Source organism: Anaerolineaceae bacterium oral taxon 439, assembly GCA_001717545.1.
In the GTDB taxonomy this organism is placed as follows: domain Bacteria; phylum Chloroflexota; class Anaerolineae; order Anaerolineales; family Anaerolineaceae; genus Flexilinea.
In genome coordinates this window covers 1,458,693-1,474,623 of record CP017039.1, presented here as the reverse complement: position 1 = coordinate 1,474,623, position 15,931 = coordinate 1,458,693, and the positions used below count along the sequence as shown (strand labels likewise).

Below are 15,931 nucleotides of genomic sequence, written 5' to 3'. Positions count from 1 at the left end.
AAGCCCGTTACCCTTTTTCAAGGATTTCCTTATCAAAATCGCTTCCGCAATCCAGGCATTTCAGCTTCGACTGGGACTGGTCGACCAACAGCCCGCCGCAATTCGGGCATTTCAGCTGAACCGGGCGTTTCCAGGTCGTAAAGTCGCAGTCCGGATATCCGGAACAGCCGTAAAACGTCCGCCCGTTTCGAGAACGGCGAACGATTAAATCCTTACCGCATTTCGGGCAGGCGACGTCGATCTTCTCCAGGATCTGTTCCGTGTACCGGCAGCCGGGGAACCCGCTGCACGAAATGAACTTTCCGAATCGTCCGTTTCGGATCACCAGATCCTTTCCGCATTCAGGACAGGCGCGCCCGATCTTCTCCGGTTCGATCTTCGTCTTCGGTAAATTATTCAGCGCAGCGGTCAGCGCAGGCTCAAATTCACGGTAAAATTCCGCGACGACCTTTTGCCATTGCTCCTCTCCTCCGGCGATCGAATCCAATTCGTCTTCCATCTCCGACGTGAACCCAACGTTCATAACGTCCGGAAACGCTCCGACGAGTAAATCCGTAACGAGCGTACCGGTTTCGGTCGGATAAAGCCGCTTCGCCTCGCGAACGACGTATCCGCGCGCCTGAATCGTCGTTAATATCGACGCATAGGTTGAAGGACGGCCGATCCCGTTTTCTTCGAGCGCTTTAACGAGCGTCGCTTCCGTGTACCGCGCCGGCGGCTGTGTGAAATGCTGTTCAGGGAGAAGCCGGATCAGCTTAAGCGCGGTCCCAACGTCAAGGCCCTCAATAAACTGTTTCGCGTCGATATCCTCTTTTTTCGCGTCTTCGTCGAGACTCTCCTCGTAAACCGCTAAAAATCCCTGGAACTTCAGTCTGGAACCGGACGAGCGAAATAAATACGCGCGCGCCTCGCTTTTCCCAAGCACGTCGACAGTCACAGTGTCGTAAACGGCGTCTTCCATCTGCGACGAGACGAACCGCTGCCAGACGAGCTGGTACAGGCGGTGCTGATCGCGCTGCAGGCTATCCTTGATCTCGTCCGGATGCCGGAGGCAGCTCGTCGGACGAATCGCTTCATGCGCCTCCTGCGCCCGCTGCGACCGGGTCCTGTACTCCGGCGATTTCGCCGGTAAATAAGCGGACCCGAAACGAGACTCGATCAGCGTCCGCGCTTCGCGCTGCGCCTCCGTTGAAACATTCGTCGAATCGGTACGCATGTACGTAATCAGACCGACCGAACCTTCCCCGGGAATATCTACTCCCTCGTAGAGCTGCTGTGCAACGGCCATCGTTTTCTTCGCGGTAAAGCCCAGCTTCCTGGAGGCTTCCTGCTGAAGCGTTGACGTCGTGAACGGGGGGGACGGCCTGCGCCGGCGAACGCCGCGCTTAACCGAATCGACCGTAAACGCCGCCGATCGGAGCTTTGAAAGATGCTCCTCGACGTCGGCCTCGGTCGATAAAACCGGGTCCGCACCGTCGATCTTAACCAGGCGGGAGAAAAAGGTCTTCTTTTCCGAGCCTTCGGGGCAAAGCTCCGCCGTAATCGACCAGTATTCAACCGGAACGAATCCTTCAATTTCACGCTCCCGGTCGACGACAAGCCGAACCGCGACCGATTGAACCCGCCCGGCTGAGAGCTTTCGCTGGACCTTGCTCCAAAGCAGCGGGCTCAGCTTATAACCAACGAGCCGATCAAGGATCCGGCGCGCCTGCTGCGCGTCGACAAGATTCATATCAATTTCCCGTGGGTTCGCGAACGCGTCCGCAATCGCAGGCTTCGTAATCTCGTGGAAAACGACCCGCTCGATCGCGCCCGGGTCCATTTCCGTCGACTCTTTCAGGTGCCACGCGATTGCTTCACCCTCGCGATCCGGATCGGTCGCCAGAAAAATTTTATCCGCGCTCGCGGCTAACGATTTAAGCTCCTTAACCAGCGCCCGTTTTTCGTTCGGGACACGGTACGTCGGCTCGAAATCATGGTCGACATCGACCGATAGCGTCGACCGGAGCAGGTCGCGAACATGCCCGATCGACGCCTTGACAACGTACTCCTTCCCTAAAAAATTACCGACGGTTTTCGCTTTCGCCGGCGATTCAACAATAACGAGCTTTTTTCCCTTCGCCGACGCAGAGCGTTTTCCGGCAGTGGAAGCGGATCCCTTCGTTCCCGCTTTCGCTTTCACATTTTTTTTCGAGCCGGGTTTCATGCCCGTCTTCGCTTTAGCCGCCGGCTTCGATTCCTTCGGCGCAACGATCGGACGCTCCAGCCCCGCATGTGCGTCAGTCAGCCCCACCAGGTTCATTCTGGAGCCGCAGACCGAACATGTACCTTTCGTTACCGGCGCTCCGTTTTTCATGAATCCGGCGACCGGATCGTTCATTTCTCGCTTTTGTTTACATTTCAGACAATAAGCTTCCAACTCTACCCCTCGGTTTTTCTTCGTCTTTGTACCAAAGGCACTGCGCGCCTAAAGGCGCTCGGCTTTACCTGCGGCCTTTAATTGATCGACAGCCTGCCGAACCCGCTGTGCCTCCGCACGTGAACAGACTAAAATCGCGTTCCCGCTTTCATATACGATCATGTCTTTTACCCCGATCGTCACAATCATTTTTCCCGGATCGTCCGTCCCGGTCAGCGTTCCGGACGAATCGATCGACAGCCGCTCGCCGCCGAGCTGGATATTCCCGTCCGCGTCCGCGTCCAAAACGTCAAAAAGCGAATCCCAGGAGCCAATATCGTTCCAGCCTAATCCCCGGGCCGGAAGAAAGACAATATCCCGGGCCTTTTCAAGAACCCCGTAATCGATTGTCATCGGCGTAATCGCGTCCCAGTTCTCCTGGAAACATCGTTCATATCCATCACTGCCAATCGCTTCCGCGATCGCGGTCAGCTTCGCCGACAGGTCGGGTAAATGGAGCCCGATTTCGTCCAGGATTCGCCGCGCAGTCCAGATAAACATCCCGCCGTTCCACCAGAATTTTCCGCTGTCGAAAAAAGCCCTGGCCGTCGCCGCGTCCGGCTTTTCGCGGAAGCGCCGGACCGAATGAATCGGGAAGTCATAATCGAGCCGATCACCCTCTTCAATATAGCCATACCCGGTCGAGGGAAACGTCGGCTCAATCCCGATCGTGACAATATGCCGGTCTTTCGCCGCGACGTACGCCTGATCCAGCAGCTCGGTAAACAGCCTGCCGTTCTTAATAAAATGATCCGAGGGCAGGACCGCCAGAACCGCGTCAGGATCGCGGCGGATAAGATGAACCGCGCCTAAACCAATGACGCTCGCCGTTCCCTTCGGCTTTGATTCCAGAATAAAATTCTCTTCAGGGATTTCCGGAACCTGCGCGGACAGCTCGACGCTTTGAGCCGCCGTCGTCAGGACGTACACGTTCTCGATCGGAAGCGACTCGGTCAAACGGTCTACCGTCAGTTGGAACATGCTCCGCTCGCCGCCAATTTTTTGCATCTGTTTCGGTTTCGATCCGCGTGATAACGGCCATAAGCGCGAACCCCCGCCGCCCGCTAAAATCATCGCATAATAATGTTCATTCATGCTTCCTCCTCGCCCTTGTCCCTGAACTATCCTTGCAGAATCTGAGCCACATTGATCAATCCTGCCATGAGCCGCAAAATTAATCAAGGCAATTGATAAAAATTCGGACGAACGCGCGGCCCTTGCAGCTCAAAAAAGCGATAAGTTCTTCTGATATACGTTTGGAGCAACCTGATCGATGAAGCCCTTAAGCTCCAGGAGCGTCATTTTCGCGCCCAAAACGCCGCTGGGAATTTTCAAAATACGCGCGATCTCGTCGACATGCAGCGGTTCGTTCTGAATTAATTCAATAATCTCCCGTTCCATCGGCTCTTCAAACGCGATCTGCTGCTGCCTGGGTAAAAACGGCCTGTCCGTGCCCGATGGCGACGCCGTCTCCAGGTAACTCAGGACGTCCTCAATCGACAGCATCGATCTCGCGCCATCGCGAATCAGCCGGTTGGTCCCGACCGACTGCGGCGCACGCAGGTTTCCAGGAACGACGAAAACTTCCCGTCCCTGCTCGGCGGCGAAGCGCGCGGTAATCAGCGACCCTGATTTTTCACCGGCTTCAATAACGATCGTGCAGACAGACAAACCGGAGATGATCCGATTGCGTGGGGGAAAATTCTGACGTTCGGGCTGCGTTCCCGGCGGGTAATCGCTGACGAGCGCGCCATGACGAACGATCTGGGCCGCCAAATGAGAATGATCCGCGGGATATATAACGTCGACGCCAGACCCTAAAACGGCGATCGTATCGCCGCTCGAAGCGAGCGCCGACGCATGCGCCGCACCGTCGACGCCGCGCGCCAGACCGGAAACGACGACGACCCCGCTCTCAGCCATCGCCTTCGCAGTTTCCGACGCAACCGCCTTCCCATAACTGGTCATCATCCGCGTACCGACGATCGCGACCGCCTTCCGAGCGAAAACCTCGCGCATGCCCCGGACGTATAAGATCGGAGGCGGGGCGGCGATCTCTTTCAAGAGCGCGGGATACATCGGATCGTCGATGCAGATAACATTGATTCCTTTACGTTCGATCGCGGCGACTAACGCGTCGGGATCGGTCTTTTTCCGCTCCGTCAGCACGGCCTGAACCAGCGAATCGGGAAGACCCGCTTCTTTCAGCGCCCGAAGATCGGCTCGCCAGGCCTCCTCGTAGGAACCGAACCGTTCGGCTAAAAGCTTAAATCGAACCGCGCCGATCCCACGAATATGGGAAAACGCGATCCGATATTTCAAATCAGGAAACACGCCCGTTTTTTACTCCGCGGAATATGCTTCCGGAACGCGGACCCAAATCGTCCGGGCGCTGAGATCGACCCGCAGTACGTTTTCCGGAATCGCGGCAATCAGCTTTTCGCTTCCATCGCCGGCACGCAGAACGTAAACGTCGTTCGCCCCGGTTTCAAGAATTTCGCTGAGAACGCCGACCGGTTCGCCCCGCTCGTCTACAGCGTCCAACCCGATCAGCTGATGAAAATAGTATTCGCCGTCGGGGAGCGGCGGAAGCCCGGCGACAGGAACAAAGACGAACTGGTTCCGGAATTCGTTCGCTTCCTCCGAGCTCGTGAGTTCGTTGAATCGAACGAGCAGGTACGGTGGCTTTTGCCGGACTGTCCGAACGGTCAGCGGCCGCTTCAGCTCTCCGGCGAAAAGAATTTTTCCACGGCGAATCCTCTCCGGGAAATCGGTCATCGGGTTTAAAACGACCTCGCCCTCAATTCCATGCGCGCGATGAATCTTCCCAACGCAAACAAACTCAGGCTCACCGTTGATCGATGAGCCTGATTCCCTGTCAAATGTTCCGTTTCGTGAATCTGCCATGTTCCGGTTCAGGAAACTCAGTGATTCGGCTCCAAAACGTCGAGCGTGACGTTCCGATCGCTCCGGTTCGAAGCAACCCGCAGCAAAACCCGAATCGAGTTTGCAACCTTGCCGGACTTTCCAATAATCCGCCCCATATCTTCTTTCGCGACCTGAAGCTCCAAACGGATCCGGTTCCCGCTGCGCTGCTGCGTAACTTTTACGCTGCTCGGGTCATCAACAAGCGAAAGGGCAATATATTCAACTAACGATTTCGTCGGATCGGTTTTGCCGGATGTGTTTCGCTGCAATGTCCCCCCCTTTTCAGATACCATTGTTAACTTAAGCGGTCTTGATCTGGCGAGTCTTCGGATTGACCGTCCGGTTGGCGTAATACTCCGCCGCTTCCGCGAGAACGGTTTCCAAAGCTTCTCCGGCCTTATACCGCGCGAAGCGTTCGTCCAAGCCGACGCTCTTGAATAATTTCGCGACGGACTCGCTCGGCTGCGCCCCGTTTTTCATCCAATGATAAACCCGTTCTTCTTTGACTTTGAAATCGAACGGTTCCGTACGCGGGTTGTAGCTGCCCAGAATCTCGAGAAAACGACCGTCGCGCGGGCTTTCCTTATCCGCCGCAATAATCCGATAAGAAGCCTGACCTTTTAAGCCGTTGCGGCGCAAACGAATACGAACCATAATTGAGTTAATTCTCCATTTCCTTCTAACTTATTCTATTGCTTTCTAAATTCGCTGTTTGTAGCCCGAGCACGAGGGTTGCGCTGAAGGAATTACGCAGGGTCTGAGCCTCTGAGCTGTACATATCAGCGAAACAGATTGGAAAGACCCTTTCCACCTGTTTTTTGTAACGTTTTCATCATCTTCTGCGACTCGCGAAACTGCTTGAGCAGTCGATTGACGTCCTGAACCTCCGTTCCCGAACCCGCCGCGATCCGTCGTTTCCGCCCGGCGTTCAGGATATCCGGGTTGAGCCGTTCTTTTTTCGTCATCGAAGAGAGAATCGCCTCGGTCATCTTCAGGCTCTTATCGGCGGCTTTCGGGTCGATCTGTTTCGCCGCCTGGCCCAACTGTCCGGGGAGCATGCCTAAAATCTGCTGAATCGGGCCCATCTTCTTAACCTGGCGCAGCTGGTCAGCGAAATCCTCGAGCGTGAACCGCCCGGACATCATTCGTCCGGCCTGTTCCATGGATTTTTCCGAATAAGCGGATTCCGCCTTCTCAATTAATCCAATAATATCACCCATTCCCAGGATTCGGGAAGATAATCGTCCGGGATCATATACCTCGAGCGCGTCGACGCCTTCGCCGGTCCCCAGAAACTTAATCGGAACGCCGGTTACCGAGCGAATCGAGATCGCAGCCCCGCCGCGCGAATCGCCGTCCATCTTCGTCAGGATCAAGCCGGTAATCGAGACTGTATCGCGGAATCCTTCGGCGACATGAAGCGCCTCCTGCCCGATCATGGAATCCACGACGAGGAGAACGTCTTTCGGATTCGTGGCTTTCTGAATCGCGCGCAGCTCGTCCATCAGCTGCTGGTCCAGCTGCGAACGCCCCGCCGTATCGATCAGGATAACCGAAAAGCCCCCTTTGAGGCCGTATTCAATCGCGCGTTTGGAAAGCTCCGGCGGTTTGACGCCCTCCTGATAGAAGACTTCAACGCCGATCCGCTCGCCTAACGTTTGAAGCTGTTTAACCGCCGCCGGGCGGTACGGATCGGCCGCGACCATAAGGACGCGTTCGCCCAGCGAACGGAGTTTTTTCGCGACCTTAGCGGTATGCGTCGTCTTTCCGGAGCCCTGAAGCCCCACGAACATCACCACGCGCGGCTTCTCGCCCGTCAGGTTGAGCCTTTCCGCCGGGCCGAGCGTTTTAACCAGCTCCTCATTGACGATCTTGATAACCATCTGGCCCGGGTTCAGCGCAGCTGAAACCTCGACGCCAACCGCCCGTTCCCTGACCGACGCCACGAAAGTTTTGACGACCGAATAATGCACGTCCGCTTCTAATAAAGCCAGACGCACCTCGCGCATTGCGGCGTTAACATCCTCCTCGGATAACTTTCCGCGCCGCGTCAGTCCCGCAAAAATCGTATTCAGTCGTTCGGTTAAATTTTCAAACATATCCGGTCTCAGGCATTTTTGATCGCTGCACTTAACACTTTTATTCTACTAAAGAATATCGTGAGTGTAAAGACTGATTTCGACAAAATCGTGCCTCAACATGAAATGTAAACCGAAAAGGTAAATGCGGTCGTTGCCAGCTTCTCCGGCCGCATTTACACTGCCCGGTCTCACTGCCCAGTCTCAACAGACGCTACAGCTCGCTTCCTTCGTCTGGGAGCCCGTCCGTTTCGCCTCCGGCAGGCGCCGGAATCGGCTCGAGATCCTCTGGCTTTACCCCCTGCCGCAACAGCTCAACCGCTTTATTATATTGAGCGTCGATCTCATTCTTATAATCCTCTTCCGTCCGCTCGACGACGATATCGGGCGTAATCCCCGCGTCATGGATCGAATCGCCGCCCGACGTCAGCCAGCGCGCAATCGTCACCGACACAGCCCCGCCGTTCGAAAGCTCCGGTTGAATCTGCATCGTGCCCTTCCCGTACGTCTGCGTTCCGACGAAAATCGCGCGATGATAATACTGCAGCGCGCCGATCAGGATTTCTGAAGCAGAAGCCGTTCCATCGTTTCCCAGGACGACCATCGGGATATCCTGCGCCTGCCCAGTAAAGCGCGTTTTATAATCGACCAGCGTTCCATCGCCGTTTTTCTCGATTAATACGAGCGACCCCTTCGGGAGAAACTCCTCCGCGACCGAAACGCAGGCATCGACATAGCCTCCGCCGTTGTTCCGCAAGTCGAGAACGATCCCCTTCGGCTCCTGCGGAAGGAGCTCGTCGATCGCTTTTTCCAGCTCTTCGACGGTCGATTCGCCGAACTGCGTCAGTTCGATATACGCGATATCACCGTCCCGCATCTCCCAAATCACCATGGGCGTCGTCATCCGCGCGCGAATAATCTCGACGTCAAACGGTTCTTCCTCGCCGCGCTTGATTGTCAGAACAACCTTCGTTCCTTCCGGGCCCTTAATCTTCGATAGCGAAAGATTCAGATCTTCGCCAGTCTGATCCTCGCCGTCGATCGCGATAACGAGATCGCGCGGACGTAGTCCAGCCGCCTCGGCCGGACTCCCGTGCATCGGCGACGTCACGCGCACATAATCGCCGGATAAGTCGACCCACGCGCCAATTCCTTCATATTCTTCGCCTTCCATGTAGGCAAGTTCTGCCTGATAACTTTCGGCGTCGGAATAACGCGTATGCGGATCGCCTAACGATTTAACCATGCCCTCGATCGCCCCCTCGACGAGCGCGTCGTTATCGAGCGGCTGGTCCACGTAGAATTCCTTCAGGATTTCGTACGCTTCCCAAAACGGCCCCATGTCCATTTCTTCGGGCTCAGTCGTCTCCGCATCCGCCTCGGCGTCCGCATTTCCGATATTGCTCAGTTCGCTGAAATCGATCTGCGACAGAACGCCGCTTCCCGCCGCCGAAACCTCCACCGGCGCGCGCCCAACTAACGAACCGATAATTACGCCGGAACTGAACCCGATGGCCAAAAAACTGACCGTAATAACTACTATTGCAACTATTTTTATCGATTTATCTTTCATTGTTTCTCCAAACCTTCTGATTGCGTAACGAATCAGGCTAATCACGATTCGCCGTCTCCCGCTCCTGATACAGTCCCAGCTTCGGCAGATCGATCAGCCGACCGATCTGTGCGTCCGCTTTTTCCGAAAGCCGCTTCGGCCCGACCTGAACCGCAAAAAAACCGATCTCATGCGCAGCCGAAATATTATAATCCTTATCATCAACAAAAATACATTCTTTCGGATCCGCCTGTTTCGTAATCCGAAGCGCGAATTCAAAAGCAAACGGCGAGGGCTTAATTTCCGGGAACAGGTCGATCGAATCGATCATACCGTCGAAGCAGTCGGACAGGTTCAGCGCGCGGAGAACACGGTTGGCATGAAACCGATCGGCATTCGTCAACAGATACCGATTCATCGGGATCCGTAAAATCATCTCCCGAACCGTCGGATCAGGGTATAAATATTCGTTGATCGGAAAATCGTTGACATAGTGCATAAAATCAAACGTATCAATCCCGTATTCGAGCGCTAAGCCCTTCGCGGTCGCGCCGTGCTTTTTAAAAAGCTGGTTCCGATCCGGCTTTGCCGTTCCCAGCTCGCCGGCCGCGAAACGTTCGTCGATAAACTGATCCATGCGTTTCGAAAAAACGTTAACAAATTCGGAGCCGACCGGGTACAACGTTTCGTCAATATCAAAAAAAATCGTTTTAAATTGCATGAAACCAGTATAACGCAGCAGCGAGGCGGGAGCCTCGATTTAATCATTTTTTATGGAGTTTTCAGGAAAGATCCGCCTGAAAAGCCGCTCCAGATCTCCCAGGCCGGCCCACGCTACTTCGGGATCAGGACCGGCGGCGAACCGTCTCCACGCTCGATCCGTTCAATCGGAAGCCGGTAAATCGCGCTGAGCTGATCCGCGTCAAGGACCCGCTGCGTCTCGCCCGAAGCCGCCGGCCTGCCCTGCGAAAGGATCATGATCTGATCCGTGTACCGCGCCGCCAGGTTCAGGTCATGCAGGATCAGCAGGACCGCTTTCCGCTTCGTCATGCTGTAAGCGCGGACAAGATCCAGCAGGCGGACCTGATAATACAGGTCCAGGAACGCAGTCGGCTCGTCCAGGATCATAACCGGCGTATCCTGCGCAAAAGCGCGCGCTAAGAGGACGCGCTGCTGTTCCCCGCCGGAAAGCCGATGCGATGGCTGGTCCCGAAGCCCGTTCAGTCCCGTCATTTCCAACGCCGCTTCGATTTTTTCCCGATCCTCCGGGCTGAGCCAGCCGAACGCGTTATGATACGCGGTCCGCCCCATAGCGACGACCTCCGACACCGTATATCCCTCTGGAAGCCCCGAAGCCTGCGGAACGATCGAAATGACTTTAGCCCTTTCCCTCGCCCGAAGCTGCGCGAGGTTTTGTCCGTCGAACGCCACCGACCCGGAAAAAATTTTCGCCCTGCCGGCGACGCCGCGGACAAGCGTCGTTTTCCCAGACCCGTTCGGGCCAATCAGACCGTAAATTTCCCCAGGACGGATTTCGAGGCTCACGCCTGAAACCGTCGCCCGGGTTTCCGAAGCGTAACCTGCCGAAAACCGCTCGATCCGCAGCGCCCCGCGGCTCATGATCCATCCGCCTTCCGCGCTGACAGAAGCCAGAAGAAAAACGGCGCGCCAGTCAGCGCCGTAATCAGGCCAACCGGAAATTCCTGCGGCGCAAACGCCCGGCGCGCGATTAAATCCGCGATCAGCAGGAACAACCCTCCTCCCAGAATCGACAGCGGCAGGATCCTTCGGTAATCCGCGCCGATGAGCAGGCGAACCACATGCGGAACGATCAGCCCAACAAAGCCGATAACCCCGGCGAAGGAAATCGCCGAAGCCGTCGTCAGCGTCGCAAAAAAAATCGTCCGCAGCTGGACGCTGCCGGCATCCAGCCCCAGCGATGACGCCTGATCGTCGCCAAACTGAAGAACGTTCAATGAATATGCCGAAACGAGCTGGCCGATCAGCCCGATCGAGACGAACGGAACCAGAACGCAGACCGGGTCCCAGCCCGAAAGCGTAATTCCTCCCATCATCCAGGCCATCGACGTCCGCAGGTTATTCTGGAAATACAGCAGCACAAAACTGATCATCGCGGAACAGAACGAATTCATCGCAGCTCCGGCTAAAATCAGCCGGTTCGTCCGGTACGCCCCGCCCGCCGAGTCGCGGCCAAGAAAAAATACCGCCGTCACGACCAGAATTCCGCCCAGGAGCGCGAACGCCGGCCGCAGGAACGGCGCAAACAAACCCTGCCGTGCGACGAACGACTGCGCGACGACCGCGCCTAATCCCGCCCCGGACGAAACGCCGATCAGGAACGGATCCGCCAGCGGATTCCGGAAAAGGCCCTGATACGATGCCCCGCTGCAGCCCAACGCCGCGCCGGTCAGCAGCAGCAGGACCGCCCGCGGAAGCCGAAGCGAAAAGACGATCGTGTCGACCTTCGACAGCACCGCAGGAACCGGCGTACCGGAAATTTTAGCGCAGAAGAGAGAGAAGAGCGACTGAAAAGAAAGCGGGACCGGTCCGATCAGGATGCTCAGCGCCAGCGACAGGATGATCGCGGCGCTGAGGAAAATCGCGATCGGCCCGGTTCGCAGCTTCATATTTTCAGACACGCTTCGCCATTCTAGAGAAATGATTCCAAACGGCAGGCGGGGCTATTTCGTTCCGAAAATTTCCGGATGAAAAAATTCCGCAAGAATCTCCGCCGCGTCGGCCATTCTCGGCCCCGGCCGCGAAGCGATATCCGAATCGATCGGATAAACCGCGCCGCGCTGAACCGCGCTAAGATCGTCCCAGCCTTCCCGATCAGCAACGCTTTCGATCGTGACGCCGTAATTCGCGTCGCTCAGAACGATCGCGTCGGGATCGCTCTCCAGGATTTTTTCGATACTGATCTGAAGCCAGTCGCCCTCCAGCTCCGCAGCAATATTCGTTCCGCCGGCAAGCGTAATCAGGCTGTCGATAAACGTTCCGCCGCCCGTCGTCCATGGGCTCGCGGGATCGCTCGCGTCGATTTCGTAGAATACCGTAATCGGATCAACCCCCTCCAGCGCTTCTTTGACCGCGTCCAGGCGGGCCAGGAAATCTTCCGCCGCCGCTTCCATCGTCTCAACCTCGTCTAAAACCTCGCCAAACTCAAGGAAATACGCGGGGATACTGTCCAGATCGGTCGGGTTCGCGAACTGATAAACCGGAATACCTAAATCCTCAAGATTCTTGATTTCCTCCGGCGCGTTAATTTCGGCCGCAAGAACGAGATCCGGTTCAAGAGAAACGATCGTTTCGATATCGAGCCCACTGCTCATTCCGCCGATTTTCTCCAGTTCATTCAACGATTCCGGATAATTCGAATAAGCGTCGACCGCAACCAGCTTGTCGCAAACTCCAGCGGCACAGACCATTTCCGAAACCGACGGCGCTAACGAAACGATCGACGTCAGCGGATACGAAATTTCAACCCTGCGGCCAAATCCATCCTCGAAAACTTTCGTTTCAATGACGGGCTCGTCGACAGCTGCCGGCGCGGGCGCCTGAGCCTGGACCGAAAACGGAACCGAAATCAGGACAGCCAACAAAAACATCAGACTCAGCGGGACAAACCATTTTCTCATGATCAACCTTCTTTCATCTAAATCGCCAGGAAACTTCGACCGCGCCGTGCCCGAGAACCGAAAAGAGCCTGCTCGAGGCTCTTCTGATCATTCGTTTTCACCCATTCCCCGAGGCGTCTTTCTCTTCTGTCATCCTCGTCGATGGTCCGTCTTAAGCGGGCTCGCTTTCACGGCTGCGGGTCAGTATCGGATTCACACCGATTTCATCCGACGATTCTTCTTCCCGGATTGTATCATATCCGATTCGCTTGCAGTCCGCGCGATCGGGCGAATTACTGACGATCCTCCAACGGAACGTAATCCGGAAGCTGAAATTTATATCGGACCGCGGCTTTTCCGCCGTTGATCTCTTCGGCACGAAATATCAGCGTCTGCGCCCGGGAATTCTTTGGAATATCGAAAATCAGGTAATAAGATTTCGCCTGACCGGGATGGAAATCTTCTTCAAGCTGATTAATCTGAAAGGAGTTCGACTTCCGGACAGTCATTGCCTCATCAATCCGATACTCGATCGCCACGTCCGAGTCCGGGAGATCTTCCGCCAGGAAAAAAGATCCCGCGTCCAGACCATGCCATGTTCTTTCCGACAGATTGGTTATTTTAACCCGGATCTCCGCGAATACACCCGCGGCGGCGATGCCGGCAATATGCGTCTCGAACCTCGGCTGCCAGTCGATATTGATTGAAAACTCTGGCGTCTGCGGCGAGGTCAGGCAGGTATTCTCAAAACCCATCCGCGCCTTCGGCAGCAGGCAGGTATACGGCTCAGGTTCAGAAGTAAGCGTCGGCTCCGGTGCATTGACCGCTGCGGCAACGGTTTGAGTTCGCTGACGCTCCGCCAGCCAGGTTTTCATTTCCGCCAGCGACATGCCCTCCGTCGGCGTCGCGGAAGCTTCCCCGGTCGCGGTGACCGCCTGAATCCCCTGATCCGTCAGCTCCGGCGTCTCCGTCGGAGCGATTTCAGGAGCCTCTGTCGCGCTCATCGCCAGTACGGGGTCTTCAACAAAAATGATTCTGCCTTCTTCGGGCGGAACCGTCAGGGTTATCTCCCCGACCAAAATCATTCCGCTCGCTCCCGTCGAAACCGTCGCAACGGGCGCCGGCTCAGCGACATGGAAGCTCGGAACCGTCAGAAACACCGAAATCAAGCTGAATAAAATCGTTGAAACAGATATAGAACCCGGCACCTCAATCCTCTCCTTTCCGTCAAAAAAGCATCCCTGCGAATCAATCGCGCGATGAACCTGAACCGAACGGTTCGCGAATCCTCCCAGTCTACTGGAATTCCGGACGAATAAATTTCGGAAGCGGGATCCTGATACGCAGCACCGACTGCTGGCCCGCTTTATCCTCAGCCCGAAATATGAGCGTTCCACCGTTCGTTTCTTTCGCGACGTCGAAAATAAGGAACGTAGACAGCTTCTGGCCCGGGAAGAAGGGATCGCGGATTTGGTTCTGCTCATAAGAGGTCGATTTCCGGATGGAAACCTGCTCGTTGAGCGGAACGATGATATCCGACTCAACGCCGTTAAGATTCGCAATCAGCGAAAAAGACGACGCTTTCAGGCCATCCCAGGTTTTATCGGTCAGGTTCGTGATTTCAATCCGCATTTCGACAAAATACCCGACCGCAGCGTATTCAGCGATATGAGTATACATTCGCGGCTGCCAGACGAGGTTGATCGCGAATTCAGCGTCATGCCCACCCGCCGTGCAGGAATAAACCTGATTCAACGCAATCGGCCCCATGACGCAGTCGATCGCTTCGTCTTCGGGCTGAGGCTCCGGCGCTGCTGTTTCCGGCTCAGCCGCAGGATAATCCGCACTGGGACTGCCGGCCGGTCCTTCCTGCCCCTCCGCTATTTTCATCAGCTTTTCGATCAGCGCAGCGTTCTCAATCTCCCCATCGGCGGAAACCGCGCTCTCAGCCTTCTCGATCAGCAGGTTCAGCAGGATCATCACCTCTTCGGAAGTCAACGCTTCGGACGCAGCCTGCCTCGCCAGGCAGGGGCCGGAACAGCAGAAAAATAGAAACAAAGCTGCCAATAGAACCGACAACCAACTTCGCGTACGCATCAGAACTCCTTTCACGAACAGCAGAACGAAATAAAAAACCGAAAATCAATCCAACATTAAAAAGCCATTCTTTCCATAAAAACAGGGCGCAGCCGTCCCACTATTGTATCCTGAAATATCAAAGAATACCGCGTCTTTTATCCCGTCGCCGTCGGATGCGCGCGCGTTCCCTTGTTTGCTTTCGGCAAGCTGACATTCCGCGCTTTCTCTTCCGTATCGTCCGAGTCATCATATGCATCATACGGGGCGTCCGGATCGTGCGGCTCCTGCTTTCTAAAACTGTTGCAGATCTGATCCCGGTGCGCAAATGCAAAATCCAGACTGTCCGTCCAACCCGTATGTCCCGTGATAATGATCGGGCTCCTTTTTCTGGCTCTCAGTTTTTGTTCCAGCGTCGCCAATGAACGGAGCGCAAGCTGATTGTCCTCGGCCAGGCCGTTAAGAAAGCTATAGCCTCCATCCACGCCGAACCAGATCGTATCGCCGGTAAACAGGTAGGCGTCATCGATCAGATAGACCATATGTCCCCAGGTATGACCCGGAACCAGGAACGCCTCAATCCGGATATCTCCGATATTGAAAATATCGCCGTCTTTCAGCAGGATTTTTCGATTATCGATCTTAACAAGCGGCAGCCGGTACCAACCAAAGAGTACCTTTCGACGCACCTCTCCCGTGAGGTACCGGTTTTCGACCTCCCCGACATAAAGCGTCGCATCCTTAAACATCAGATCGCTGTCCGTTTCCACCGCGCCGACGTGGTCCGTGTCCTGATGCGTGATCAGAATGTGCTGAATTTCCGCCGGATCAATATCCAGCCACCCCATTTTCTCCCTCAGCCGGTCATAGTTATATCCGGCGTCGATCATGATCGTCACGCCGTTCTTCGTATAAAAGAATATGTTTGCGACCCACTCTCGAATACAGGCGACATGTTCATCGATTCGGCCGGTATTGATTGGCTTAAAAATCTCTTTTCCGCGATAGCCGAGGCTCATTACCTTTTTCTGAAAATTCGACGCTTTCTTTGACATAACGCTGTTTTCTCTCCTTCCTTGAAAAGGGTCTTTCAGCCCAATGATACCAGCCTTTCAGAGTAACGATTCGCAAAGCGCCATGTTCTTATCCGTGCAATTTTCCTAAAATAAGGTTACACGCGTCTTTCCAAAGCTTTCACACG

General features: G+C 55.4%; 15 protein-coding genes and 1 other annotated feature. All 15 genes read right to left on the bottom strand.

Going from position 1 to position 15,931, the window contains the following annotated elements:
- Positions 1–7: 7 nt before the first annotated feature.
- Positions 8–2,101: a DNA topoisomerase I gene (locus tag BEQ56_06625; GenBank protein ID AOH44442.1), complete on the bottom strand. Its 2,094-nt coding sequence runs from the start codon at positions 2,099–2,101 to the stop codon at positions 8–10.
- Between the two features lie 366 nt (positions 2,102–2,467).
- Positions 2,468–3,553, bottom strand: coding sequence for a hypothetical protein (locus tag BEQ56_06620; GenBank protein ID AOH43178.1), 1,086 nt, complete (start codon positions 3,551–3,553; stop codon positions 2,468–2,470).
- A gap of 129 nt (positions 3,554–3,682) precedes the next feature.
- Complete coding sequence (locus BEQ56_06615; GenBank protein ID AOH43177.1) at positions 3,683–4,792, bottom strand: DNA protecting protein DprA; 1,110 nt, start codon at positions 4,790–4,792, stop codon at positions 3,683–3,685.
- A gap of 9 nt (positions 4,793–4,801) precedes the next feature.
- On the bottom strand, positions 4,802–5,317 hold the full coding sequence (locus BEQ56_06610; GenBank protein ID AOH44441.1) for a 16S rRNA processing protein RimM: 516 nt from the start codon (positions 5,315–5,317) through the stop codon (positions 4,802–4,804).
- 65 nt (positions 5,318–5,382) lie between these two features.
- A complete protein-coding gene (locus tag BEQ56_06605) occupies positions 5,383–5,679 on the bottom strand; it encodes a hypothetical protein (protein ID AOH43176.1) in 297 nt (98 codons plus the stop codon).
- Between the two features lie 7 nt (positions 5,680–5,686).
- Positions 5,687–6,040 carry a 30S ribosomal protein S16 gene (locus BEQ56_06600; GenBank protein ID AOH43175.1) on the bottom strand — a complete coding sequence of 118 codons (354 nt, stop codon included), beginning with the start codon at positions 6,038–6,040 and terminating at the stop codon, positions 5,687–5,689.
- Between the two features lie 125 nt (positions 6,041–6,165).
- Positions 6,166–7,485 carry a signal recognition particle protein gene (locus tag BEQ56_06595; protein AOH43174.1) on the bottom strand — a complete coding sequence of 440 codons (1,320 nt, stop codon included), beginning with the start codon at positions 7,483–7,485 and terminating at the stop codon, positions 6,166–6,168.
- 193 nt (positions 7,486–7,678) lie between these two features.
- Positions 7,679–9,037, bottom strand: coding sequence for a hypothetical protein (locus BEQ56_06590; protein AOH43173.1), 1,359 nt, complete (start codon positions 9,035–9,037; stop codon positions 7,679–7,681).
- Between the two features lie 37 nt (positions 9,038–9,074).
- The gene (locus BEQ56_06585; GenBank protein AOH43172.1) at positions 9,075–9,737 is read right to left on the bottom strand and encodes a pyrimidine 5'-nucleotidase; all 663 of its coding nucleotides are present in this window, start codon (positions 9,735–9,737) and stop codon (positions 9,075–9,077) included.
- A gap of 113 nt (positions 9,738–9,850) precedes the next feature.
- Complete coding sequence (locus BEQ56_06580) at positions 9,851–10,636, bottom strand: hypothetical protein (protein AOH43171.1); 786 nt, start codon at positions 10,634–10,636, stop codon at positions 9,851–9,853.
- Positions 10,633–11,664, bottom strand: a complete 1,032-nt coding sequence (locus BEQ56_06575) for a hypothetical protein (protein AOH43170.1) — start codon at positions 11,662–11,664, stop codon at positions 10,633–10,635. The genes BEQ56_06580 and BEQ56_06575 overlap by 4 nt, the downstream gene beginning before the upstream one ends.
- 54 nt (positions 11,665–11,718) lie before the next feature.
- The gene (locus BEQ56_06570) at positions 11,719–12,675 is read right to left on the bottom strand and encodes a hypothetical protein (GenBank protein ID AOH43169.1); all 957 of its coding nucleotides are present in this window, start codon (positions 12,673–12,675) and stop codon (positions 11,719–11,721) included.
- Positions 12,676–12,817: 142 nt separating this feature from the next.
- Positions 12,818–12,880, bottom strand: a binding site (cobalamin riboswitch).
- 67 nt (positions 12,881–12,947) lie between these two features.
- A complete protein-coding gene (locus BEQ56_06565; protein ID AOH43168.1) occupies positions 12,948–13,862 on the bottom strand; it encodes a hypothetical protein in 915 nt (304 codons plus the stop codon).
- An 88-nt stretch (positions 13,863–13,950) separates the two neighbouring features.
- Positions 13,951–14,634, bottom strand: coding sequence for a hypothetical protein (locus BEQ56_06560; protein AOH43167.1), 684 nt, complete (start codon positions 14,632–14,634; stop codon positions 13,951–13,953).
- Between the two features lie 254 nt (positions 14,635–14,888).
- Positions 14,889–15,785, bottom strand: a complete 897-nt coding sequence (locus tag BEQ56_06555) for an MBL fold metallo-hydrolase (protein AOH43166.1) — start codon at positions 15,783–15,785, stop codon at positions 14,889–14,891.
- Positions 15,786–15,931: the final 146 nt, after the last annotated feature.